Source organism: Methanosarcina sp. MSH10X1 (assembly GCF_004099695.1).
GTDB lineage: Archaea > Halobacteriota > Methanosarcinia > Methanosarcinales > Methanosarcinaceae > Methanosarcina.
The window spans coordinates 220,934-246,201 of record NZ_SCHL01000002.1; the positions used below are offsets into that span (position 1 = coordinate 220,934).

The 25,268-nt window shown below is 41.6% G+C and carries 23 protein-coding genes; 10 read left to right on the forward strand and 13 right to left on the reverse strand.

Annotated elements, in window-relative coordinates; translation table 11 throughout:
* Window positions 1-250: 250 nt before the first annotated feature.
* From EQO05_RS02615 to EQO05_RS02635, 5 genes are all read left to right on the forward strand, one after another.
* Window positions 251-1,525, forward strand: coding sequence for a UbiD family decarboxylase (locus EQO05_RS02615; protein WP_128503486.1), 1,275 nt, complete (start codon window positions 251-253; stop codon window positions 1,523-1,525).
* Between the two features lie 6 nt (window positions 1,526-1,531).
* A complete protein-coding gene (locus EQO05_RS02620; protein WP_128503487.1) occupies window positions 1,532-2,737 on the forward strand; it encodes an aconitase X in 1,206 nt (401 codons plus the stop codon).
* The gene (locus EQO05_RS02625) at window positions 2,724-3,167 is read left to right on the forward strand and encodes a DUF126 domain-containing protein (RefSeq protein ID WP_128503726.1); all 444 of its coding nucleotides are present in this window, start codon (window positions 2,724-2,726) and stop codon (window positions 3,165-3,167) included. The genes EQO05_RS02620 and EQO05_RS02625 overlap by 14 nt, the downstream gene beginning before the upstream one ends.
* 100 nt (window positions 3,168-3,267) lie before the next feature.
* Complete coding sequence (locus EQO05_RS02630; RefSeq protein ID WP_128503489.1) at window positions 3,268-4,380, forward strand: site-2 protease family protein; 1,113 nt, start codon at window positions 3,268-3,270, stop codon at window positions 4,378-4,380.
* Window positions 4,381-4,416: 36 nt separating this feature from the next.
* Window positions 4,417-5,556: a TIGR04013 family B12-binding domain/radical SAM domain-containing protein gene (locus tag EQO05_RS02635; protein WP_128503491.1), complete on the forward strand. Its 1,140-nt coding sequence runs from the start codon at window positions 4,417-4,419 to the stop codon at window positions 5,554-5,556.
* Window positions 5,557-6,316: 760 nt separating this feature from the next.
* Here the strand turns inward: EQO05_RS02635 and fdhD are convergent.
* The 4 genes from fdhD to EQO05_RS02655 all read right to left on the reverse strand — a co-directional run bounded on the left by fdhD (window position 6,317) and on the right by EQO05_RS02655 (window position 10,908).
* On the reverse strand, window positions 6,317-7,078 hold the full coding sequence (fdhD, locus tag EQO05_RS02640) for a formate dehydrogenase accessory sulfurtransferase FdhD (protein WP_128503493.1): 762 nt from the start codon (window positions 7,076-7,078) through the stop codon (window positions 6,317-6,319).
* Window positions 7,079-7,152: 74 nt separating this feature from the next.
* Window positions 7,153-8,748, reverse strand: a complete 1,596-nt coding sequence (locus tag EQO05_RS02645; RefSeq protein WP_128503495.1) for a hypothetical protein — start codon at window positions 8,746-8,748, stop codon at window positions 7,153-7,155.
* A 66-nt stretch (window positions 8,749-8,814) separates the two neighbouring features.
* Window positions 8,815-9,822, reverse strand: a complete 1,008-nt coding sequence (locus tag EQO05_RS02650; protein WP_240664295.1) for a hypothetical protein — start codon at window positions 9,820-9,822, stop codon at window positions 8,815-8,817.
* 39 nt (window positions 9,823-9,861) lie between these two features.
* Complete coding sequence (locus EQO05_RS02655; RefSeq protein WP_128503499.1) at window positions 9,862-10,908, reverse strand: type IV pilin N-terminal domain-containing protein; 1,047 nt, start codon at window positions 10,906-10,908, stop codon at window positions 9,862-9,864.
* A gap of 301 nt (window positions 10,909-11,209) precedes the next feature.
* Between EQO05_RS02655 and EQO05_RS02660 the strand changes: the two genes are divergently transcribed.
* The 5 genes from EQO05_RS02660 to EQO05_RS02680 all read left to right on the forward strand — a co-directional run bounded on the left by EQO05_RS02660 (window position 11,210) and on the right by EQO05_RS02680 (window position 15,054).
* Window positions 11,210-11,710 carry a type IV pilin gene (locus EQO05_RS02660; RefSeq protein ID WP_128503500.1) on the forward strand — a complete coding sequence of 167 codons (501 nt, stop codon included), beginning with the start codon at window positions 11,210-11,212 and terminating at the stop codon, window positions 11,708-11,710.
* 346 nt (window positions 11,711-12,056) lie between these two features.
* The gene (locus tag EQO05_RS02665; protein ID WP_128503502.1) at window positions 12,057-12,521 is read left to right on the forward strand and encodes a type IV pilin; all 465 of its coding nucleotides are present in this window, start codon (window positions 12,057-12,059) and stop codon (window positions 12,519-12,521) included.
* Between the two features lie 350 nt (window positions 12,522-12,871).
* Window positions 12,872-13,372: a type IV pilin gene (locus EQO05_RS02670; RefSeq protein ID WP_128503504.1), complete on the forward strand. Its 501-nt coding sequence runs from the start codon at window positions 12,872-12,874 to the stop codon at window positions 13,370-13,372.
* Between the two features lie 349 nt (window positions 13,373-13,721).
* Window positions 13,722-14,210: a type IV pilin gene (locus EQO05_RS02675; RefSeq protein ID WP_128503506.1), complete on the forward strand. Its 489-nt coding sequence runs from the start codon at window positions 13,722-13,724 to the stop codon at window positions 14,208-14,210.
* Between the two features lie 340 nt (window positions 14,211-14,550).
* Window positions 14,551-15,054: a type IV pilin gene (locus tag EQO05_RS02680; RefSeq protein WP_128503508.1), complete on the forward strand. Its 504-nt coding sequence runs from the start codon at window positions 14,551-14,553 to the stop codon at window positions 15,052-15,054.
* A 681-nt stretch (window positions 15,055-15,735) separates the two neighbouring features.
* On the opposite strand, the gene EQO05_RS02685 is transcribed toward EQO05_RS02680, so the two are convergent.
* From EQO05_RS02685 to larE, 9 genes are all read right to left on the reverse strand, one after another.
* Window positions 15,736-17,724 (reverse strand): type II secretion system F family protein, encoded by a 1,989-nt coding sequence (locus EQO05_RS02685; protein ID WP_128503510.1) that lies wholly within the window; start codon window positions 17,722-17,724, stop codon window positions 15,736-15,738.
* Entirely contained in the window at window positions 17,721-19,412 is a 1,692-nt protein-coding gene (locus tag EQO05_RS02690; RefSeq protein ID WP_128503512.1) for a type II/IV secretion system ATPase subunit, read from the reverse strand. Before EQO05_RS02690 ends, EQO05_RS02685 begins: the two co-directional genes overlap by 4 nt.
* A 386-nt stretch (window positions 19,413-19,798) precedes the next feature.
* A complete protein-coding gene (locus tag EQO05_RS02695; RefSeq protein WP_128503514.1) occupies window positions 19,799-20,857 on the reverse strand; it encodes a type IV pilin in 1,059 nt (352 codons plus the stop codon).
* A 403-nt stretch (window positions 20,858-21,260) separates the two neighbouring features.
* The gene (locus EQO05_RS02700; RefSeq protein WP_128503515.1) at window positions 21,261-22,442 is read right to left on the reverse strand and encodes a cysteine desulfurase; all 1,182 of its coding nucleotides are present in this window, start codon (window positions 22,440-22,442) and stop codon (window positions 21,261-21,263) included.
* Between the two features lie 41 nt (window positions 22,443-22,483).
* On the reverse strand, window positions 22,484-22,642 hold the full coding sequence (locus tag EQO05_RS15380) for a hypothetical protein (protein WP_164888446.1): 159 nt from the start codon (window positions 22,640-22,642) through the stop codon (window positions 22,484-22,486).
* 31 nt (window positions 22,643-22,673) lie between these two features.
* The gene (locus EQO05_RS15385; RefSeq protein ID WP_164888447.1) at window positions 22,674-22,811 is read right to left on the reverse strand and encodes a hypothetical protein; all 138 of its coding nucleotides are present in this window, start codon (window positions 22,809-22,811) and stop codon (window positions 22,674-22,676) included.
* Between the two features lie 288 nt (window positions 22,812-23,099).
* Window positions 23,100-23,636 carry a DUF531 domain-containing protein gene (locus tag EQO05_RS02705; RefSeq protein ID WP_164888448.1) on the reverse strand — a complete coding sequence of 179 codons (537 nt, stop codon included), beginning with the start codon at window positions 23,634-23,636 and terminating at the stop codon, window positions 23,100-23,102.
* A gap of 66 nt (window positions 23,637-23,702) precedes the next feature.
* On the reverse strand, window positions 23,703-24,194 hold the full coding sequence (locus EQO05_RS02710) for a GNAT family N-acetyltransferase (protein ID WP_240664296.1): 492 nt from the start codon (window positions 24,192-24,194) through the stop codon (window positions 23,703-23,705).
* Window positions 24,195-24,235: 41 nt separating this feature from the next.
* Window positions 24,236-25,054 (reverse strand): ATP-dependent sacrificial sulfur transferase LarE, encoded by an 819-nt coding sequence (gene larE / locus EQO05_RS02715; protein WP_128503519.1) that lies wholly within the window; start codon window positions 25,052-25,054, stop codon window positions 24,236-24,238.
* Window positions 25,055-25,268: the final 214 nt, after the last annotated feature.

Below are 25,268 nucleotides of genomic sequence, written 5' to 3' on the forward strand. Positions count from 1 at the left end.
TCTTAGCAGTTTAAAAGTATCCAAACCAGTCAATCTCTATGGCAGTACCGAGAAATTGATGCGAATTTGAAGTTTAGTTCTTTCGTATATCATAAGGGAAATTGATTTCCCAATATAGAGTTTTTCTACCCTATAGTTACTTATGTTTGTGATTTTACAAAAGAGAAATAGCTCTACTTTTATTCTCCATAATACCTGACGACCGGACAATCTTTTTATTATCTGACAGCTTTTTGATATCCAGATACCTATGAGTTTTAGAACTTTTATCGACCAGTTAAAAGAAAACGGAAAACTGGTAGAAATTCCTGTGTCCGTATCTCCGAGATTTGAAGCTTCGAGAATTGCAAAAGCTGCAAAAGCCCCTGTTCTTTTCCATGATGTTTCAGGTTCGAAGGTTATAATGAACCTGCTTGGCTCAAGGGACGAACTGGCCTCCATGCTCGGAGTTCCTAAAGAAGAAATCATAAAGAGGCTTTCGGAGGTTTCTCCGGAAGGTGAAGTGCGTCTGGTATCAGAATCTCCAACCCTTGAGGCCATAGAAGACGAAGTTGACCTGACAAAACTTCCAATCCTTACACATTTTGAAAAAGACGGAGCCCCTTATATAACTGCGGGGATTGTAGTTTCCGAGTACGGAGGCACAATTAACGCTTCGATTCACCGCCTTATGCTTGCAGGAAAAGATAAACTCGCAGCACGCCTGGTTCCTCCAAGGCATACCTATCTATTATATAAAAAAGCTGCCGAAAGAGGCGAACGTCTGCCTGTTGCAATTGTGCTTGGATGCGACCCGACAATTATTTACGCAACTTCTACAAGAGTGCCTGTAGGGAAAGAGTTTGAATACGCAGCCGCTCTGCGAGGAGCCCCTGTGGAACTTTTTGAGTGTGCGAATGGGATAAAGGTTCCTCATGCCGAAATCGTGCTTGAAGGTTATATCGATCCCACAGAGAAGGTTGATGAGGGGCCTTTTGTGGATATTACGGGAACCTACGACGTGGTAAGAAAAGAACCTGTTATCCATATCACCCGAATTATCCACAGGAAAGACCCGATTTATCACGGGATTCTGCCAGCAGGTCCTGAACATCTCCTGATGATGGGGGTTCCTTACGAACCGAGGATTTACAGGGCTGTCGGGGAGGTTACTTCTGTCAGGAACGTGGTGCTGACAGAAGGGGGATGCTGTTATCTCCATGCAGTCGTTCAGATTGAAAAGCAAACCGAAGGGGACGGGAAAAACGCCATAATGGCAGCCTTTGCAGCCCATACCAGCCTTAAGCATGTAGTTGTCGTTGACGAAGATATAAATATTTTCGACCCTAACGATGTTGAGTTTGCAATTGCAACAAGGGTCAAAGGGGATATGGATATTCTTATTGTTCCTAATGTCCGGGGCAGTTCCCTTGACCCGCGCGGAGCTCCTGATGGAACGACTACAAAAGTGGGAATTGATGCAACAAAGGTGCTTGTTGAAAAAGAAAATTTTGAAAGGGCAATAATCCCGGAAGTTACCGAGTGAATCTCAATGTATCTTACAAAAGAAGAAGAGCAAATCCTGAATGGAGAAGCCGGAGAAACTTTAAGGCAGGCTATCGGGATCCTGGTGACCCTTGGAGATATCTATGGTGCAGACAGGCTCATACCCATCAAAAGTGCCCAGATTGCAGGGGTTTCCTATAAAACGATAGGTGATGCAGGCCTTGAATGGATTTCTGATCTGCAGGGCAGAGTTAAGGTCCCTGCGATCCTGAACCCTGCAGGGATGGATCTGGAAGACTGGGAAAGGCTCAGGATCTCACCCGATTTTGCGGAAAAGCAAAAGTTGATTGTTCAGGCATATGAAAAACTGGGAATTCGCTGTGAATGCACATGCACACCTTACGCCCTTGAGGGCTTCGATGTTGGCTATGGCGATCATCTGGCATGGAGCGAATCTTCAGCTGTATCCTATGCAAACTCCGTGCTTGGAGCCAGGACAAACCGGGAAGGAGGGCCCTCAGCGCTTTCAGCGGCACTTCTCGGGAAAACCGCAAATTATGGGTTTCATCTGGACGAAAACCGTGTGCCTGAAATCTCAATTGATGTAGAATATCCACTTGAGCGATCGGACTATGGTGCACTCGGTTATGTGGCCGGGAAACTCGCAGGAAAAAGAGTGCCTGTTTTTCATCTCAGAAGTACTCCTGACGCAGATGAATTAAAGGCGCTCGGGGCTGCAATGGCAGCTTCGGGAGCAGTCGCCCTTTACCATGTGGAAGGGATCACGCCTGAAATTCGCAAGCGAAATTTTGAAGATCCTGCGGAAAAGGTGGCTATTGAGAAAAAAGAGCTTGATGAGATTTATGAAAGTCTGAGAACAGCCCGCAAAGAACCCGAATTGATAACCATAGGTTGTCCCCACTGCACGGCAGCCGAGCTCGAAACGGCAGCTAAACTCCTCAAGGGAAAAACCGTTTCGAAAGAGTTCTGGATTTTTACCTCAAGGGAACTTGCAAAACGCTATCCTGCGTATATCCGGACTATCGAAGAAAGCGGAGCTAAAGTAGTCTGTGATACCTGCATGGTAGTTTCTCCTGCTACCAATCGCTTTTCCTGCGTTATGGTAAACTCAGGAAAAGCTCTTGCTTACGTGCCAGGTATGTGCGGTGCTGAAGCCGTATACGGAAGTATGGAGGCGTGTGTTGAGGAGGCAGTCGGTGGGACTGCAAAGAAGGAAGGTGGTTCCCATTAAACTTAAAGGCAGGATAATTTCCAGGGGATGTGCAAAAGGAGAAGTACTGCTCTCCAGAGACCCGATTTCCTTCCTTGGCAGTGTAGACCCGAAAACCGGGGTCGTGATTGAGGAAAATCACATCCTTAAAGGAAAATCGATCCAGGGTAAAGTTCTTGTTTTCCCTCACGGAAAAGGCTCTACAGTTGGCTCGTATGTTATGTATCAACTGAAGAAAAACGGAACTGCGCCTATAGCGATAATAAATCTGGAGACTGAACCGATAGTTGCAGTTGGAGCTATTATTTCCGAAATCCCGCTTGTTGATAAGCTTGAGAGAGACCCTTACGAAGTATTAAATAATGGAGACCTTGTTCTGGTTAACGGAAACAAAGGATATATAGAACTTATCAAACCGGAAACAGGTAAAACTGAAAACAGGTATGACTGAAAAATAATCAGCAAAATGAAAAACGATAAACTAAGTCCCAAAAGCTGAAAACGGATAAACCTGAAAATCAAATCTTAAGCTGGGAGATAGGAACTCCAAAATGAACCGAGATAACCACAAGAAAGGAAAAGGAAAATTCAACGCCGAGGAAACGGTTTCGCGTTTATACCCTTTTATAGTCAGGGTATTCGATGTGTATGAGATCCAGAATTCCGGGGAGGGCCTTTATTTCTTCGGAACTCCCAGAACCGATGCTGAAAATCTCATTGGGGAACTCTGGGAACCTTTACAACAGTTTGGGTTCGGGTGCACATTAAAGTACGAGCTTGGGGAGTATGTATTGCTGGTTTTTCCTGAAAAAAAGGCGAAGGAAAAGACCTGGCTAAACCTTGTACTTTTCATAGCAACCTTTTTTACAACAATGATCTGCGGAGCCTGGATGTTCGGAGTGAACCTGGAAGAAGAGCCTCTCCAGCTTTTTCGAGGTTTATCTTTTACCCTTGCAATAATGGCAGTTCTCGGGTCCCATGAGATGGCTCACTATGCTATGGCGAGATATCATGGTATGAAGGCATCTCTTCCGTATTTCATTCCTTTTCCCACTTTTATCGGCACTATGGGGGCAGTAATTCGTTACAAAGGACCTGTGCCCAGCAGAAAAGCACTTTTTGATGTCGGGATTGCGGGGCCTCTGGTAGGTCTGCTAATGTCAGTTGCAGTTACTATCGTAGGGCTTAACCTTGAGATGCCTGCAGTAAACCCTCTGCCGGATTCTATGATGTTTGATCTCGGCTTGCCACCTCTTTTCGTGTTTATCCAGAAGATTGTCGGGACTACAGGAAATAACCTGCATCCCGTAGCTTTTGCTGGCTGGGTCGGAATGTTTGTGACCCTTCTTAACCTTCTTCCGGCAGGACAACTTGACGGCGGGCATATTCTCAGGGCTATGCTTGGTAAGAAAGCGGAAAAGATTTCCTTCCTTATGCCTCGTATCCTGTTCTTGATAGGAGTTTATGTAATTTATTGGCTGAAGGAAGACGGAGTTATATGGATTTTCTGGGCTCTTCTGCTCTGGGTTTTTGCAGCAGCAGGACACCCCTCTCCCCTGCATGACAAAATAGAACTGGACAAAAAACGCATCCTTCTGGGGATCATTACCTTTATCCTGGGCTTCCTCTGCTTTACGCTGATCCCCTTTAAGCCAATTCCCTGAAAAGAGCCCTGGATTTTAAAAAACGGAGGCAAAATAATGGACGTGCATTTCCGGTACAGCAAGAAAAACTCTTACAGCTTTGCAGTCCTTTCCCCTTTACTACCGGAAGCCGGTTTTGTAGATAAACCTGTAAACGGGATAATGATTTATAGTTTTACAACGCGTCAGGCAGCAAAGGTTTTTATGGAAGTAAAAAATGCAGGCACGAATTCGATTTTCATCGCAGGAGGACCTCACCCGTCAGGGGCTCCAGCAGAGACACTTGAATACTTTGACTATGTCGTTATCGGGGAAGGTGAGGAAACCCTTCCGGAACTTGTAAAAACAATACAGAAAGGAAAAGCTCCGGGGAAAGTCCCTGGAATTGCATACAGGGATACAGAAACGGGTACGGTTTTCATAACTTCGGAAAGACCCTATGCAGATCTTGATTCCTATCCCTGCTTTAACCCTGAGAAACTTCGGGCTCCGATTGAAATCAGCAGGGGATGTCCCTGGGGCTGCAAGTACTGCCAGACTCCCAGGCTTTTCGGAAGAGAAGTCAGGCACAGAAGCATAGATTCAATTGTGAGAAATGCAGGGCATTATAATGACCTTCGTTTTATAGCTTCCAATGCTTTTGGCTACGGCAGTGACGGAATTCACCCCCGATTTGATAAGGTGGAGAAACTGCTTTCGACACTTCATAAGCTCCCTGATAAGAAGATTTTCTTCGGGACATTTCCTTCCGAAGTGCGCCCGGAATTCGTGAGCAATGAGTCTGTTGAACTTATAAGAAAATACTGCGCAAACGATACCCTTAGCCTTGGAGCTCAGTCCGGGAGTGACCGAATTCTAAAGGAGATTCGAAGAGGGCATACTGTAGGAGACAGCATTTCAGCAGTTGAATGCTGCCTGGAGCATGAGATCGTTCCTGCAGTTGATTTCATATTTGGCCTCCCCACTGAAACCGAAGAAGACCAGGAAAAAAGTCTTGACCTTGTCCGATGGATCTGCAAAAAAGGCGGCACTGTAAGAGCCCATTATCTCACCCCTCTGCCAGGAACTCCATATGCTTCGGCTGTGCCGTCAGAAGTGAGTGACAAGGTAAGGCGAGAACTCGGAAAGCTTGCCCTTGGCGGCAAACTAACAGGATACTGGGAAAAACACCGAAAGTCTGAAAAAGAGTCAAATTAAGGAGATCAGGTTAAAAGCCGGGATCTTGAGCACCAGTTATCGGCTTTGAAACCAGACCTCTTTTCTAGATTCATAAACTGCCTGAGACAATTTAGCACAAGTTTTTTGATTTAGAAATATCCCGCACATGTTATTCTCTTGATCGGTTACTATATTCTCCTATCAACCCCCTTTAACCTGAATTTGAGTTCAGGTCGGTTGTTTTTTCTATTTTCTCCAGTTTGGATTACATTTCGGAGTATGTTTTATTTACTCCTTAACTTTGACTAGATTCCGATTTTTCAAATTAATTTATTGGTCTTAAAATTTCGATTGATCTTGTACTACTGGCTGTTCTTTTTATCAATTATTACTTTTTTTGGCTATTTTTTCAGTTTAGAATCGTACGTTTTGAACTTAGGAGGCTCTCACGTTAACATACTCATATAAGGGAGGTTTTTTCGTTTTTAGTCCCGTTAGTAATACAGTAATTAAAGTATTTATAATTTATTGCTACTAATTTCAAATTAGTACATACTAATGAGATAAAATATTTCAGCAAAATTTCGCCCAACTCACACAAGCCTTTTACAAAAATCCTTTACCGCAAGCCTTTTACAAAAAATCCTTGACCGCAAGCCTTTTGAGAAAAGGCTTGAGCGAAAACTTTTTCAAAAAAAGTTTTATCAAAAACTCATGATTTATCTATACCGGTGTAACCGGAGCGTGATCGACCGGCGCAACGGTCGCGGCACAACGGTCGCAAGTCAGCGATTTTAGCTCAGCGTTTGTGGTGTGTTGTTGTGACCCGCCATTCGCTGGAGAAAATAAGCATTGATTCTGTTCTGAGCTGGCCTACGAGGCATATATCTGCTTTTTTCGCGGCTTCAACGCCTGAGTCGAAGGGCATGGCTTTGGTTGCGATAAGAGGAATTCCTGCCCTTGCGGCTTTTGTGACCATATAGGCAGGCTGCCTGCCCGTGGAAAGTAGATAATGCTGTGAAAGGTCGAAGCCCTTGAGATAAGCGGCTCCTACTGCTTTGTCCAGTGCATTATGCCTCCCGACATCGACAATCTGGATTGCGAGTTTCCCTTTTCTGTCTATCAGGGCTGCCAGATGGGTCCCTCTGGTAAGTCTGTAGGTATCGGATTCGAGATACTCCATGGCTGCAAAAATGACTTCCGGGTCAAAGACAGAGTCCGAACCGACAAAAATCCCTTTATCAATCTGTTCTTCTTTTCTGGCTTCTCCGGCTGCTTCGGTACTGAGGGTCTGTTTCTCCTTCCGGGTAAGGATACGAACCTCACCGCCTTCCACCTCAGCTTTTTCAATTTCCCTGAATCTGAGAATTCCTTCCGTAATCAGGTGACCGACTGCAAGCTCTTTCAGTTCGAGTGGGGAGGCAAAAAGGGTTGTAAAAAGATTACCGTCAAGAATGATTTTAACCGGGCATTCCCTGGCAAGCAGCACTTTCAGATTTTCGGTCCTGCCGTCGGAATGAATTCTTTTTGCAGGGTAAGAAATTATGTATTTTTCAGGCATGTGTATCTATTTTTCCAGCTTATCCGGGTTTCCGGTGCAAACGGTATGGAGTCCATATGCCTTTTTCTTTTCCGTCATTCAGGACGGACTGCAAGATAGTCAATATGGAAAGTGCCCTCTGCATAATTTCCATTACCAGTGGTTACTGTTAGATTGAGGGTAATATCTTCAGGATTTCCTGGAGACATAGATAGGGTTCGATTATACAGGCACCATCCATCTCCCGGCTCAAAGGTGCTATCTGTGGCATCTTCGAAACTCATTTTTATATCAGGTTTCTTATTGCTGTTTTCACCGTTGTTCTTATTTTCATCTTTGTTTTTGCCGTTGCTTTTATCCTTATTGTCGAACCTATAGATCATGCAAACATCTGCTTTAGTTGGAGCCGAAGCAGAATTAAACGAGCTGAAACTGTCAAATCCAAAGTTCAGGTCGAGAGTCTTATGGTTCTTCTCCATATTATGACTGAAGTCGTTCACCGCACTGTATGAGCTCAGCTGCTGATTTTCGAAATTTCCTGTCGGAAGTGAACTTGCTTCATCATAATCATTAAACACATTTGGATCAGTACTGCCAGATATTGAATTTCCGTCAGAAGTTCCTGTAAACGTGTCGAAGTGGTACCACTGGTTTAGCTTCATGACGGACTCATTAACATCTACGGGTATTGACTCATCTATGCTAGGTTCTGCCAAAATCGGAGAGCTCCCGGCTTCCAGATCTACCTGAATAATAGACCTGTCTATGTTAAGCCTATCAAGCTTTTTACTATCTTTAGGCATAAATTTAAAATATACGCAATTGGGGTCTTGTCTTTCGATTTCATAGTCCGTGCCGTAGTCAAGTCCTGCGCTCTCTGCGGTTTCTTTGAGATAGAAAGTCCAGGCATCTGGATATTTTGTGGCAATTGTCATATTAAAGGCTTTGACACTAGTGTTTTTATCCTCACTGTTATTGTATTCTCGTTTGCTACTCAGTCCTGTTAATTCAAGGGGGGTAATGGTATTTGAGTAAAAAGAATCAGCTTTGCCTGAAAGTTGAACTGCACGAATATTGACTGTATAACTGCCTTTTATTGTTTTGTTTTCTTCTATAGTGAAAACCGGCGACTGTCTCAGCACGGAATTTGTACCATCTGAAAGAATCAGAGCTCCGTTCTCATACCTGAAAAACTGGTCAGGATACTGCCTGTTCCGTAAATTGCAGGTGATTCCACCGCAGTCGAATTTATAAAAATTTATTGCCTCATTAGTAGAATTGTATAGGGTTATTATCATTACGCACCTTTCTTTATTTACCTCAAGTTTTCCATCTGACCTCGAAGGCTCGAAAACAGGAATATCCCCTCCTCCCATACTAAAAGGCACAGTTGCTGAGAAATCGTTTGCAGGATAACTGCCTGATTCCATGAGCCCGGAAAGCATATCGATCCTTAGTTTTAATTCCAGAAGGTCATCCCAGATCTCATACATATGGTCCTGCTCTGCCTCATTTTTCCATTCAGGAACATATTCAAGCCTGACTATGGAAACCATTGCAAATACGAGTGCTAAAAGGAGTATAGCCAGGATAATTGTTGCAGCAGCGGATTCGGACTTTGAAAAGTGGGAGAACAGCCCCTGGTTAGTTTTCCTGGTCTCATTTCTTTTAATGGAGGCATCCGGAATCATTTTCCAACCTTTTTATTTGATTTTACTACTTTATCCTTAAATTACTCCTGCCTTCTTATCATCCAGTTAACTCAAGCCAATTCCGGGTTCGGCTTTGATTACAGTTTCACTGAGGTACACCCTTTCTAAACGCTTTGAGCTTGATTCTGAAGGTAGTTTTGAAGGGAAGGTCAGGCTTATGAAGTGTACACCATTAAGTTTGTTCTCTGTAAGGCTATAATCCCAGGGTTCTATATCTGCATCGTCGACCATACCTTTAAGGTATTGTTTCCAGGCTTCGGGATGTGTTGTGCTGACCGTCAGTACCAGTTGGCTTATTTCTCCAGCTACTTTACTGCTATCATAGTAACGGACATAATCCAAGCCTGTAAGGCGGAGAGAGCATCCTTTATTTGAGGAAATTACCTGAGGGGGAACATAAGGCTTCTGGAATACTCTTAAGGCATTTATCGAAACATTATACTTGTTATTTGGAGTTCTCGAGAAGCGAATAGAAGGATAGAGCGTCATAACTGATTGCGTTCCCTGGTCAAGGATCAAAGCTCCACACTCATAACTGAAATTCTGATTAATGTAATATCTATTTTGAGAATTGTAGGTGATGGTACTGCAATTAAGAGATTTGTTATACAACATAGAGCCTGACGGTGATCTTACTACTATGCCCATTATGCAGTTATCTTTGTTTACAGCAAGACTTCCGCTTGATTTTATGGGTCCTATAAACGGGACATCTCCACCGCCCATATGGAAAGGCACAGTCATAATAGGTTGAAGGGCATAGGAACTCGGATTCGAAGAATTGATATAAGAGGAGTTAGGGTTTGAAGCCAGGACGACTGTCATCATATCGATTTTTGATTTTAGGTCTGCCATGTCCTCATATACGTCATTCATATGAGAGCACTCAGCATCACTTTTCCACTCCGGAACATATCCTATCCTTACAATGGCGAATACCGAAAATATTATTCCCAGAAGTAATACTGCCCCAATAATAGTTGATGTTGCAGCTTCCGAATGGAAAAAAGACTTTTTTTCGGGTTTTTCCTTATTCCTATTACTTTTCTTCACTTTTTGTCCCCCTTGCTTCAGCACCTATCTTATAACCGGCTACTCTATATGGATCCCAATAAAGTCTACCCCTACCTCCTTTTTACCTGAAGCATGACCAAGGACTGAAAACTTGACCATAAGTTTCTCAAGTTCGTCAGTATTTCTTATGTAAGTTACATTTTGAGTTGAATCATAGAGAGTATAGATATTTTTGTTACTTGCTATGCAAGCGTTAAAATTGTGATATTCTTCCAAATTACCTCCACTCTCGGAAGCTATTTGTGTCCACCTAGAGCCATTGTAGACTTCCAGTGTTAGATTACTAAAGCTGTTGTCACCATTTGTCTGGTAGATTATTTTTAGCTGAACTTTTGAAAAATCTAATATGCCCATCTCATCCGCATCTAGCCCAAATGAATAGGTATGATAAATACATTCTGAACTTGAAACCGGAGTGTTTATATAAGGCCCTCCGATTGCGCTAACCAGTTCCATAGGCAACAGCCCTGAAGGTGCAGTGCTGTCATAAACACTCCCATATGGGTAAGGAGTTATCCAGTCTGGGAGTTTCCCTGGACCTCGCTGAAGCACTGTTCTCTGGATTGCCTGCTGGGAGGGCATATCCATAAAGAACATATCTATAGAGTCCTTGCTAGTAAGAATTAATGGATTCCCTTTATCGCTGATAATATCATCAGGGTAAATTATAATGCGGTCTCCTAGAGTGAAGACATTGTCAGCGGAGTTATTTCCATCGGGTTTCAGGATTTTAACTTTGGAGTCGGACATACTATAAGTCCTGCTAAACTCATCTGGCGTCCCGTAGTTGCCGGAAAGTACTACACTGATTGCGGATTTGTCAATAGCTTCTCCCCCGCTGTGGACAATCTGTACAGTATGGACAGTGCCATTAAGTATACTGATTTTCTCACGCAGGTCGATATGAGGCGTATGTGGGGGGTCTACAGCCCCCCCATCAGAAAAGACGGTCAGGGCTATTGTGGAAAAGGATAGGACGACTATACTTATCATAAGCAGTTGCCCATACACTTCTGAAACTGCCTGGCAGTTCTTGCCAATTGTTCCGCATTTTTTACCCTCCACGATAAAAACCACCTCGTAAAAATTTTACTTGCAACTTCCTAAACTATCTCTAATGGGATATTAATCTGACTGTCTAAGAAAACTTCATAAAGTAAGACCGCCAATAAATATCTGACTTAAATAATTTGGCTTGTTAGGATAGAGAATGTTTTATCTCTGTCAGCAAAAATTTATATAGAAAAAAAGAATAGGACGGTACACAGTTAAAATAATACTGCACTGTTTAACTATGCATTTCAGCCGTTAAAAGTATCTGGCAGGCTATCCTGTCCGAATACCTTTAACCAGGAGGGAGAAATATATGGTTATTAAGAAATTATTCATGAATAACAAAGCAGTTTCCCCGGTTATCGGTGTCATCCTGATGGTTGCAATTACCGTCATCCTCGCCGCCGCTATCGGATCTTCCGTCTTTGGACAGGGAACTGCCGAATCCGCACCGCAGGCAAATCTTGACATTGAATCAGCCGGTATTAGTAGTGAAATAGCATATGCAAAGTTCGAACACCTTGGTGGAGACCCTATTAATTTTGCTGCCTCTGCGACAAGAGTAGTGGCATCTGTTAATGGTGCTACTTCTCAGGAACTTGATGTTACTGACAATGAAGATCTTACTACTCCTCTTACTACCCTGGCTGTAGGTGAAGTTCAGAAAATTGAATTGATGACTTCTAGTGGAAATCTTAAGGACAATTCTGAAGGTGCGACCGCCACTGGTATCGCTTCTGGCGACATCGTCAACATAAAAGTTATTGATATAAAAACGAATCAGTTGATCTGTGATAGGGATATAAGGTTTTAAATAGAAAGTTAAGCACCGTTTATAGGTGCTTCTCTTCTTTATAGTCAATTGCTTTTTTGTAAACCTTACTTTTATTTTTCAAACACGAGTCCTTGCATAATTATCTGCATTTTTAGGATTGTAATTAAATCGCTTTTTTGGAAATTCAGTGTCTGCTGATATTAACTTTACCATAAGGATTGCCAATAAAAATAAATATTCACGCCCACAAAAAATTTAAATAGAAACGAAGGGTAAGATTATATGCAGTCAAAAAATTTATGACTGTTCAGTTATGCATTTAAGTCATTAAAAGTATTCGGCAGGCATTTCTGTCCGAGTACCTTTAGCCAGGAGGGAGAAGTATATGGATTTAAAGAAATTGTTTATGAATAACAAAGCAGTTTCCCCGGTTATCGGTGTCATCCTGATGGTTGCAATTACAGTCATCCTCGCAGCCGCTATCGGATCTTCCGTGTTTGGACAGGGAACTGCACAATCAGCACCGCAGGCAAATCTCAATATTCAAGCAAACGGCGTTCCAACTGATGCTGGACTTGCAACTATAAAAATCGAGCACCTTGGTGGCGACCCAATTAATTTCGATATCGACGTTACAAAAATTATGGTATCTATTGATGGCGGAGACTCTGAACAAGTTTCACCTGGTAGTATTACTACCATTAGTGTTGGTGATGTCAAGAAACTCGATATAAAGGATACTTCTAGCACACCTGCAGTTATTGCTATCGCTCCTGGCAATACCGTTAATATTAAAGTAATTGATATAGCGACCAGCCAGCTCATTTGCGACAAGGATATTAGGTTCTAAAAATGAGTCTAAGCACCTCAAGAAGGTGCTTTTCTCTTTCTTTATTCAGCTTGATTCTTCCGGAATCTTCTCGTTGTCTCTTAGGCACGAGTACTTGTAAATTACTTCCAATCCTTGAGATTCTGGTGAGGACGATTTTTCAAAACCGATTTTCTGCTTTATTATTACTGCTAGGAATGTTACCACTAAATAAAAAATTACCAACCATCATCTGGAAAAAATTTATATAGAAACGAAGGATAAGATGGTGTACTGTTAAAAAAGTTGAAACTGTCTAACTATGCATTTAGGGTTAAAAGTATCTGGCAGGCTATCCTGTCCGAGTATCTTTAGCCAGGAGGGAGAAACATATGGAACTTAAGAAATTATTTATGAATAATAAAGCAGTTTCCCCGGTTATCGGTGTCATCCTGATGGTTGCAGTAACGGTAATTCTTGCCGCTGCAATCGGATCTTCCGTTTTTGGACAGGGAAATGCAGAATCCGCACCGCAGGCAAACCTCGATATTCAAGCAGCCGGTTTTGTTATTACTGGTACTTCCACTTCTCCTGCTTATGAAGGATATGCAACATTCGAACACCTAGGTGGAGACCCGATTAATTTCGCTGCCTCTGCAACAAAAGTTGTAGCTTCTGTTAATGGTGGAGATTCCCAAGAGCTTAAAGCTACTGTTCTTGATACCTTCGAAGCAGGTGATGTTGAGAAAATCAAACTGGCAGTGTCTAGTGGAATTCTTAAGGATGAGTCTCGTGCGACACCAAAAGGCATCTGCTCTGGCGATATTGTCAATATCAAAGTTATTGATAAGAAAACAAATCAGCTTATATGCGATAAAGATCTAAGATTTTAAAAAGGCTTAGCACCCTATAGGTGCTTTCCTCTTTCTTTTATTCGGCTTGCTTTTTTTCCAGGGGGTTCTCGTTATTTCTCAGGCGGGATTTTTATAGAACTATTTTCGATTTGTATGACTTTGAAATTTATTCTTAGAAAGTCGCGTTCCTACAACATACTTTAGATCAAAAATATTTACCAGTAAACATAGATGTTGTTCAAAACATCGAGAAAAAATTTATATAGAAACGAAGAATAAGAAGATATTGAAATAAAAAATTTTAGATTTTTTAACTATACATTTCAGTCGTTAAAAGTATCTGGCAGGCCGTCCTGTCCTAATACCTTTAGCTCGGAGGGAGAAACACATGGATTTTAAGAAACTTTTTATTAATAATAAAGCAGTTTCCCCGGTTATCGGTGTCATCCTGATGGTTGCGATTACCGTAATTCTTGCCGCCGCCATCGGATCTGCCGTATTTGGACAGGGAACTGCCGAACCCGCACCGCAGGCAAATCTTGGTATTGAAATAGTCCGTGATTATATTAACTATGGTGGCGATGAAGGTTCAGATCCGGCTATTGTAAGATTCCAACATCTGGGCGGAGACCCAATTAACTTCCAAAAAACCGATAAAACAAAAATCCTGGTTACTGTTAGTGATACTACTTATGTAGTCCCCGGAAAAACTGTTAACAAACAACTTAACGTGTTAAGTGTTGGTGATGTTAAGACCCTGGAGTTAATAGGTAAAGATAATGCTAATATCCCTATTCCTGCCGGCAGTACTGTCAACATCAAAATAGTCGATATTAAGACGAATCAGCTTATTTTCGATGGAGAACTTAGGTTTTAAATAAAAAGTTGATTGCCTTTTAAAGGCATTTTTTTCTTTTCTATTTAATTTACTTTTCCAGAAATTCCTTTTTATTTCTACGAAAGAATCTTCACATAATTACTCTAGATTCCTAAGATTCTAATAATCCCTCTTAAAAATTGAGTTTTCTCTTATATTTGATAGAAATGTTACTATTAAGTAAAAGTTATTTTTTTATCATTAAGAAAAAACTTATATAGAAAAGAAGAATAAAAGAGTAAACAGTTAAAATATTTTTATTCCAACTATAAGTTTGAGGCGTTAAAAGTTTCTGGCAGGCTATCCTGTCCGAATACCTTTTATCAGGAGGAAGAAATCCATGGATTTTAAGAAATTTTTTATTAATAACAAAGCAGTTTCCCCGGTTATCGGTGTCATCCTGATGGTTGCGATTACCGTAATTCTTGCCGCCGCCATCGGATCTACCGTATTTGGACAGGGAACTGCACAAATCGCACCGCAGGCGAACATACACATTCAAGCAGCAGGACTTAGCAATGAAAATGTCGGATCTATAAAAGTGGAGCATCTCGGTGGGGACCCGATTGATTTCGCTAACTCAAATACAAAAATTCTGGCGTCCGTTAATGGCGGCAGCTCTGTTGAGCTTACCCCTGATAAGATTGTTACCGATACTACCACTACTCTCAGTGTTGGTGAAGTTAGAAAAGCCGAATTGAAGACTACCGAGACAAGTAATCCAAAGCTTAGAGATAATTCTGGCGAAGATATCAGTGATCTTGCTTCCGGGGATACCGTAAATATCAAAATAATTGATGTAAAAACCAACCAGCTCATTTGTGACAGGGATCTAAGGTTCTAAACACGAAACTAAGCACCCAAAAGGTGCTTTTTTCTCTGTCTTCTACTCAGCCTGTTTTAACTGGAATTTCCTGTTGTCCTTCAGCAAGTACTTTTTCAAAACTACTTCTACCTCTCGAAAGCTTAAAAGCTAACTTTTCGAAAATCGATTTCTCACTTATATTAAGTCTGCTGAAAAAACTCAGCCGGATAATACTAAAAAGTAACTTTATTAAACAATTAATGGTTTGACGAGGGCAATTTATTAACTCAATATAATAAATTTCGGTTTTCAGGTCGTCCACTATTAAGGATTAGATTCTGGGCTTCAACTTCTCCAGTTAGAAAGGCTTTCGTTTTCATTTAATCGAAGTCTGTAGATCCAGGCTGTGAACTGGCACGTAAAAAAAATAAAAGAAAAACACTCTCATACCTTTCTGGAATAATATCAGCCTTTAGCTCTAAACTCCATGTTTTTGTAAAAAGGAAAATACTTTGCCTGTACTGGCTGAAATTACAGCCTTTATTCCAAGAAATTATAAATAGGGCTCAACCTGTGGAACAATTTGCAGACTTTTATATTTTTTCTATGCAGGCTTTGATTTTTAAACAGATGGTTTTGAAACATACTCTGCTCCGGCCAGATTATAAATGGTGAAAATGAGGGTTTTCCGGGTAAAGGCCCTTTATTCTCTAAACAGGCTCAAACAAGGAAAGTAAAAGCCAGATAAGTAATTATCACCATGCTGACGCTGTATTTCAGGCCCAGATATACAGAACCCTGTCCCATCTTTCCGGCAATAAGTCCCGAAGTAACAGCCTGCACCAGGGCTGAATGGAACATGAGCATATTATACTCCTCTATATTGAAATAGCTGTTTCCTATTCCTCCAGTTGCCCCTGACTGGGAAGCAGTTGTGAATGCGGCGGTTTGCGGGAAAAAATCGGTAGCCAGAATATAGACTATGAAAAGGAAGACAAAAAAGGATACATAGATAGTGACCACGTAGATCACCATTTGTGACGAGCGCTCTTTTTTCAACCCCTGTTCGGTCTTAGCCTGTGAAGCAGTGATGGAGAGTACACTTTTAAGGTCACTTGTAGATTCGTTTGCTTTTACCAGAATATGAATAATCCTGCTTGAAGACGCTGTTCTGATACTGTTCTCAAGTTTCATGAGAGCCCTTGAAGTGGAAGTGCCCCAGGAAATATCTTCCTTTAATTTCATGAGTTCTTTACTTAATATGCCCATTTTGGACTCTGCTATTAATTTTAACGAATTTGAAAGCAAAATTCCGGAATCGTTCATACTGGAGAGGTTCCTTAGAAGATCAGGCATTCTTTCGTCTATCTTGCGTATTCTCCAGGCATTGATCTCATAAAATATGATGAAAGGAATAAGAAGAATGACAGTAAAGATAATAATATAGTCATCAACTGAGGTAGCCAGCATAATAGCACCTTCACTGACATGGTTAAAATCTATGTTCAGCAGAGGGCTAAAACTGAGACGATTTACAAGATTTTTTGGAAGATTGGTGAGATAAAATAATCCCACCGGAACTGCTATAAAAAATGTGTATTTTGGTTCGTCCCGGAGGGTTCTGTAGGGATTTAGCAGCATGTCTTTTACATGGGAGAGCTGCCTGTATAGCCTGTATTTCTTACTCCGCTCTTCTTCCTGCTCTGTAGTGAGCCCCGATTCTATCTCCGGGATGTCGGAAAGGTTTATTGAAAAACTGGAGACCTTACCTCTCTTAGGATTGAAAGAAAGTTCGCCTACAGTATCCAGCATTACCATATAGAGCAGGGTTGCAACAGGCAATATCACATAGATAAGCATGTAAAGAACCTGGGTTGAAGCAGGTTTGAAGAACTGCAGTACAACAAGGGTCACCATTATGAAAAGAGGGCCTGCAACCAGTGCTGTCACATAAACTTCGGCAAGAACATCAAGTCTCTGCAATAGACTTCTGTTCGCCAGCTCTGCCATATGCTGATATTGGTCAGCCTTGCTTTTTATATACTCATTAATGGTTCCGCTGCTTGAAATAATGATTAACCCGTCAATAAAGTCCTTAAAAACGTCTGAAGGAGTACGTTCTTTTGCAGATTTGAGAGCGCTTATAAAGTCTTTGCCAAGATAGTCCATATCCCTCACAATATAGGATATTTCCTCTGCGCTCGCACCAAATATATGGGTATACATGTTAATGGACCTGAATACATCATAAACCGACATGCCTCCTTTCGTCAGAGCATACATATAGGTTATTGACGGAAGCATGGATTTATCTATACAGGCTCGGCGGTTATTTGACTGAAAGTAGGGGTAACTGTATACCAGAAAAAATACAATAAGAGAACATATAATGAACACTACAGCAGCGGTTAGAATTGCAAGAGGGTAGACATATTTTCCTTCATAACCGGCACTTGTAGAACTCAGGAAAAGGCTAATGCGGGAAACCGGGTCACCAAAAATCTTCAGTCCCAGCGATAAGCCGAAAATCCCTCCAGCAGTTCCTGCTATTATTGAATACATTAAGGCAGAAGCCATGTACTGGTCCACTGTCATGGGAATATGGGATTGGCGTATCTTTATTTTTAAATCTTTAAAACTTTCTTTATTTTTGTAAAAAAAACCGCCAAAGTATCGGTATGCCAGTTTATCCGCAGCAGTATAAATCATGCTCCCCCCTCTTGAGCAGCCATGTCCTTTATCATAGTCTCCAGGGTATCATTTTCTATACACTCCATAACCATCTTAGAATAGCTCTGGTATGCCTGAACTACAATGGACACCTGGATATAATCCCTTATGTTTCTTTCATACATGTACGTCAGGATTTTTCTACGGTTGTCCATCTCAGTTCTCAACTGAGTGGTATCCCAGCCTCGAGAATACATAATCTCCTGTGCAGTGTGAGAGTCCCCGACTTTGATGAAATAATCTTCTGAGGGCTCCCAGTTGAAGAGCTCATTTATGCCAAGATCCCCTGTTTCGGGGTCAACGTTGAGGACTTCAACGAGGCTCTGGGTTCTTCGAACTCTTTTCTCTCCGATGTACGCCTGCTTCTGAATGCAGAGTATATCAAGAGACTGCAGCATAACATTTGGTACATTTATTGGTTCGTGCGTGAGCCTGTTTATGACAGTCTGCACATCTCCTGCGTGCATAGTTGAGCTTGTTGCGTGCCCTGTTGACATTGCCTGGAAAAGAGTAAGAGCTTCACTGCCTCTCACCTCACCCACAATAATGAAATCCGGGCGCTGCCTGAGAGAAGCTTTCAGGAGGTCAAACATGGAAATTTCTCCCGTTGAGTCTCCGGAAAAACTCTGCCTTGCAATCCCGGAAACCCAGTTGTTGTGATAGAGCAGGAGTTCCCGTGTATCTTCTATGGAGACTATCTTGGCTGTTGAGGGCATAAATAGGGAGGTAGCATTGAGCATAGAAGTTTTTCCCGACGCTGTTCCTCCCGCAAAAAGAATATTGTGACCGTTTTCAATGACCAGCCAGAGATATACGAGCATGTCAAGGTCGCATGTTTTATAGCTAAGCAGGTCTATCGGAGTAATTGGGTCCTTCCTGAATTTACGGATAGTAAAAGAACTGCCTCTTGGAGTAATTTCCCTTCCTAAAACAGCCTGAAGCCTCGATCCTTCCAGAAGTCTTGCATCCACTATTGGCTGGCTTACAGACACGTGCTTGTTATTCAACTGGCACATTTTAACTACAAGGGCATCAAGTTCTTCATCTTTAAAATGAATATTACTCTCAATATTGAGATATTTTGTATGATAGATGAAAAGGGGGACATTTGCCCCGTCACACGAAATATCTTCTATATAAGCATCATAAAGAAGAGGATTGATTTTTTCGTAGCCTAACATATTTCTTTTAAGATAATATATGATTTTTTGAAAGGTTGAAGTTGAGATCTCAGCCCTGTAGTTTTCGAGAAGGAAGAGGGTCTTATCCACAAGAAATGCATCCTTTTCGGATATGGAATTTGTAGAACCCAGAACCAGGATATCCTGGAAATCCTCATAAATCCTCTCTAGAAGCTCTTTCTCAAACTTTGTAAGCGAAGGTTCGATAAGTCTGTAGTATCTTGTTCTGCGGTCTTCCAGAATCGATACAAAATTATAAGGCTCCTGAAGCCAGTATCTTTCGATTTCTCTAAACCCATCAGGCACTGTAAAATCTACAAGAGGTCCGTCCTTTTCAGGATCATAAGCTGGCAGAACTCTCAGTGGCTTGTCAAAGTAAACTTTAGCCTTCTTTATGACCACTGAAATGGAGGTGTAATCACCTTTTTTCCCCAGTAATTCCGAAATAAACTTACTCTTCACTAACATTTGTTTTACTTCATCCATAACTACATCCCCCATTTTTTAATCAAGTTATATAAGCTCAACTTCTTTTAAAAACTTTCTACTATTCATTGCAGTATAAATATATTTTAAGGAGCTGATTCTGGAGGTAAAGCCTGATCAATCTCTCTGCACAATGCATACTCTGTCGAAAGGGTGAATGAATTTAGCTAGAAAGTAATTTGTCACCTTCTTTCTATAAGGAAAACTAAAAGTATCGAAAAACAGGTCTTATTTCGGATTAAAGAAGCTTATGATAATGCGTAAGATGGCAATTAACTTAGAAAGTCACTTCAGAAATCATTTTCTCAGATCTTTTGAGCAGTAAAAGGAAAATTTTAAGTTTTCTCTACTCTCTGCCTCAGCCTTGAATTTCGTAAACCAGAATTTTATTGGAGCTCTTCTACGTGAACTCCTACAAAATCAACCCTAATGGTTTTTCCGCTGTGTTCGTTTGCATGTTCAGAGACCGAAAACCTGACCCGGAGCTTTTCAAGTTCGCCGGTATTTTTTATGTACTCAGGTTGATTATCAGTTAGGTTATAGAGTTGGTAGTTTACATAGTAGTATTCTTTGTCGTGGTGGTATTCTTTCATCTCACCTCCATCGTTGGAATTTATTTTTGTCCAGTTAGAGCCGTCAGTAGATACTTCCAGTTTTAGCTTATCAGCGCTGTTGTCATGAAATGAATAGATTATTTTTAGCTGGATTTCTGAAATACTTGAAATGCCCATCTCATCCGCATCTATGCCAAACTCATACACTTCGTACCACTCTGAATCTGTTGGAAGAGGAGCTTCTATAAAAACTCCATCATCGATCGTACCAAGCAACTCCATGGGCAACCACTCTGAAGGTGTGGAACTATCATAAATACTACCATATGGGTAAGGAGTTATCCAATCCGGAATGTTCACTGGAACTGGCTGGAGTACAGTTTTCTGGATCACCTGTTGAGACGGTATATGCACGATGAACAGGTCTATGGAATTCTTGCTGGTGAGAGAAACTCCACTTCCTTTAGTATTAATTATTATGCGGTCTCCAAGAGTCAGAACATTATCAGTGGAGTTATTTCCATCAGGTTTCTGGATTTTAACTTCGGAGTCTGACATACTATACGTCCTGCTAAACTCATCTGGCATCCCATAATTGCCTGAAAGTATTACATTGATTGCTGTTTTGTCAATGGCTTCTCCCCCAGCATGGACAATCTGCACAGTATTATTGACTACATAAACGCTTTCACGAAAGTCAACATGAGGGATATGTTCCGGGATTCCAAATCCTTCAGAATATACCGTAAGGGCTATTCCAGATAAAGCCAAAACTACTACAGTTATCATTAACATTTGACCTATTATCTCTGAGACTGCATTGCAGTCCCGGCTAATTACTCTGCATTTAGAACCCTTACAAATAATACCACCTTCTAAAAATTGCCCCACTTCTAAAAATTACCCGGCATCTAAAAATTGTCCGGTTCCTGAAAATTGTTCTCCAAATTTATAATTATTTTCATAAGAATATTAACTTAACTGTCGGGTAAAAATAGGCAAGTCCCCATCTCGCACAGAATATATTTTTATGATCAGTAATACCAGGAGTCTCCGATAAGTAAGTTCAAGTTCGGATTTAAATCATAAACACTTAATGGAATTTTGATTTCGTGATAAAACCGGTTTAAAACAGTTTTCCAATAGAATCGCTTAATTCAAAAATAAATATGAAGCGTAAGTGTCAAGAGACTATCAGGAAATATTCTTCTTACTGAGAACAGAGCCAAAAAGCAAATAATAAAATCAAAAAATGTAATTATTTGGGAAATGCAGAGAGTTGTAAAAGTTTTTTTCAAGAAATGAGAGCTTTGAGGCCTGCAACTGCATTTACCAGTACGTCCACTTCTTCTTCGGTATTATATAGTGCAAAAGAAGCTCTTACGGTACTGTCTACCTTAAGGAAGCGGACAATCGGGATTGCGCAGTGATGACCGCTTCTGACACAAATTTTCCTGGTCTGGTCAAGAATCAGGGCAACATCATGGGCATGAAGCCCTCTTACATTAAAAGGCACTATTCCTGCCCTGTCTTCAGGCCCGTAAATATCTACATGCTCGAGCTCGGAGAGCCTTTTTGCAGCTTCCCCGGATAATTTGAATTCATGAGCCTCAATTTCCGAAACCCCTATTTTTTTTACGTATTCGACTGCTTTCCCTAAGGCTATAACTCCCGGAATGTTTGGAGTGCCGGCTTCAAAACAGGCAGGGGAAGGTTCCAGCACGTAAGTGCATCCCTCCACATCCGAAACCGTGCCTCCTCCCACTGAGGCACTATCGATAATGTCTGGTTCTTTGATGTAAAGTACGCCGGTTCCCTGCGGTCCAAGCAGGCCTTTATGCCCGGCAGTTGCAAAAAAGTCACAGCCCAGGTCTTTAAGACTGACAGGCATATGCCCTGCGGATTGAGCCCCATCGATAAGGGTTTTTATGCCGTTTCGATGGGCAAGTTTCGTAATGTTTTTTACATCCTGAACAGAACCGAAAACGTTCGAAACCTGACTTACAGCAACCAGCCTGGTTTTCTCAGTAAAGGCATTCTCTATCGAAGCGATATCGATTTTGCCCTCGCTGTCCGGACTCACAACCGTGACATTTACCCCTTTTTTCTGAAGGCGTAACCAGGGCAGGAGATTAGAATGATGTTCGAGCAGAGTTGTAACAATATGATCTCCAGTTTCCCATGGGTAGCTGTTTGCAATAAGATTGATTCCCTCAGTAGTATTTTTCGTAAAAACGGTCTTTGAAGGTTCCGCATCCAGGAAATGTGCAACGGTTTCCCTTGCATCTTCATAACGGTTTGTAGCTTCCCTGGCCAGACGGTGTGCGCCTCTTCCATGGTTGCCAGCATACCTGTAAAAGTACTCAACCATGGCTTCAACTGCAGGTATCGGAGTCTGAGTAGTTGCCGTACTGTCAAGGTACACGACTTCTTTTAGAACAGGAAAATCTTCACGGACCGCATATACATCGTACATGCTTTCTTTTAGGAATGAGGAATAAAAAAAGGTTGTGCAGGTTATTTACCCTGCATTCCGCCTATCATAAAGCGGTAAAGGTCTAATTCGTCTGAGTCCAGGTTGTCGGTACAGCCTTTCACAACGGCATGATAAACGGTTTCCTGGCGCTTACATCTATATTCGTTTCTTTTTCTGTTTTCGTGCTTTAGTTCACTCATAGTTTTCCTCCTGTCTCTTCAAAGCTTGCGCTTACATGCGGGCTACAGAGTTAGTCCTTCTGGATGCGAGAGCCCTGCAATCCGGGTTAAAGTTCCCAGCCTTTTCGAATGCGGCAGTTGAGTGCAGGTAGAATTTCCAGTCTCTCAAAGGAATCTCAATCAAATTCATTCTCTAACTCCCTGAGGACAAATTCCTGCATGACGGTCAGAACCTTCAATCCTTCTGGATCAAACCTGAAAGCAGGTTGGAATTCTATTCCGTTGGGCTAAAAATCCCCACAACAGCGCAACAAGCGTTGTTCTTACCCACAACAAGTATTAATTGTCAATCGTAATATATATTGGTTCCGGAATTTCTTTTAAATTAACTCCAAATTTTTTCAAACAAGACAAATTTTTTAAATAAATAACTGGAATACTCCCCCAGTTTCCAACTCTAATAATTTATAACAGAGATTCACTTTCTAGTTTCAAGATTTGACATAAGTCCTGAAATATGGGCCGGAATTGCCCCTATCGCTGTACAGGTCTCAAGAGAAAGCCCTTTGCCGGTAATATCAAGATGATACTTGCCTCTCTCGAAAAGCTCTTTTGGAAGTCCTTTATGTCCTAGCCCTACAAGAAACAAAAATGAGCGATTTCGAAGGACGTCCTCGGCGATCTTTACGGGCGTAGTCTGTCTTTTCGGGTCGGGTTTTGAGGTAGTTATTACGATTTCCCCAAATTGGGAAGGGAAGCCTTTTTTCGGAAGCTCGGAAACTGACAGGTGGTTCTTTTCATAAAGGACCTTGAGATAACTACCCGACTCCCCTATTGTGGTTTTTTCCATCACATAAGCCACCAGTTCTTCTGCGGTCATCTTGAAAGGAAAATCATAGAGTGCAAGGTGAAATCCAAAAGCATGGCAGATTGGAGCAGCTCTCGCAATTGCCCGGTAGTGGGCATCAAGAACTTTGATCTTATCATAAGTATTTACTATTCCAAGAGTGAGCATATGCTGCCTCATTGTGCTTTTGCATAAATAATGTTTCGTTTTACCGGTTCTCGAAAGATGGAAATTTTAGCGGCTATGAGAATATTTCATCGCGTACTGCATACATTTCTCAAAATGTTCACACTCTTTGCAATCCTCCCAGAGCAATAGCTTCTCAGAATTCTCGATTTTCTCGAAGCCAAGTTTTTCAAAAAATTGAGGCACAGTCGTCCTGACATATAAATCACAGGCAGACTCCTCAATTATTGCCAGAATATATCGAACAAGCCTGGTACCGATACCTTTTCCCCGAAAATTCGGATGGGCAGCAATGGAGTGAATCTCCAGGAACTCTTTTCCGTGGGATCTGGAGTTTACAAGGGCAGCACATCCCCTAATCTGCCCATCGACCTCAGCCAGGACGAAATTTTCGGCTTCGAGCCCTTCCATATCGAGAAAATAAGTTGAGAGAAGCCTCTGGATTGCCAGCAGGTCTTGTTTACTGGCCTTTCGAATAAGAATTTCTTTCATATCTTTTCTAAGGCGTTTAATAATTAGTTTTGCTACAAATCGTTCCAATGTTTTTTATCTTTTCTGCGATGAATATTTTCACTGCCTTTTTATCTTTTTTCCCGAATGTAAGGTTCGTCCATGCTCCCGCTCCGGAAACCTTCGAGATCAAGAGTCACGTAATCAAAGCCGAGGGATTTCAAATGCCGCGTAATTTTCTCTCTTTTCCGCAGGGCATCTTCAAATTCCTCCTGAATTACTTCTATCCGGGCAAGATTTTCATGCACCCTGATCCGAAACTGGGTAAAACCCAGGGAAAAGAGAAAATCCTCGGCTTTTTCGATTTTTTGAAGTGCTTCGACAGTTATCGGCTGTCCGTAAGGGAAACGTGTTGCAAGGCAGGCTGCGGACGGTCTGCCGGCGGCTGAAAGGAAAAGCTCCGAGGCAATCTCCCTGATCTGTTCTTTTGTTATATCAAACTCCACGAAAGGGGAAAAGACTCTTTCTCCGGCTTCTTGAACTGCCCTGTACCCCGGACGGTTTTCGCCATGCACTTCGGAGGAATTTGTGCCCTCAAGTACAATGTGATATCCTGCTTTTTCTGCGAAATCTAGCAGGGTTTCAAGCAGGGCTTTTTTACAGAAATAGCATCTGTTTAATGTATTTGCCGAAAAATAAGGAAGGCTCAACTGCGAAAAAGGAAGAACCCTGTGTTCAATTCCAATCTCACAGGCGGTCTGGACAGCCGTTTCCAGCTGTTTCCTGGGGAAAAGGGGGGAGTCTATGGTTACGGCAAGTGCCTTTTCCCCAAGTGCCTCAAAAGCAAGGGCTGCAAGAGTCGTACTATCTACCCCTCCTGAAAAAGCAATGACCGCACTTTCTCTGGCTTTTATAGCCTCCTTTATCAGTTCGATCTTTTCAGTGCCCATTAATAACCGATTTTTAGCTAATAAGATATATGTATTTGCCAGCCCTATAATCAGCTACTTAATGTGGTTGAAAAAAGATTAAAATGTCTGTACTCAGTACATGTTATTCCCGGGTTCTGAAACACGCTTGGAATCTCAGTATCTGAAATAACTTTAATATTTCTGTTACGAGAACCCGGTTTCTTATCAGAACTTTATTTACCATAATACTGTC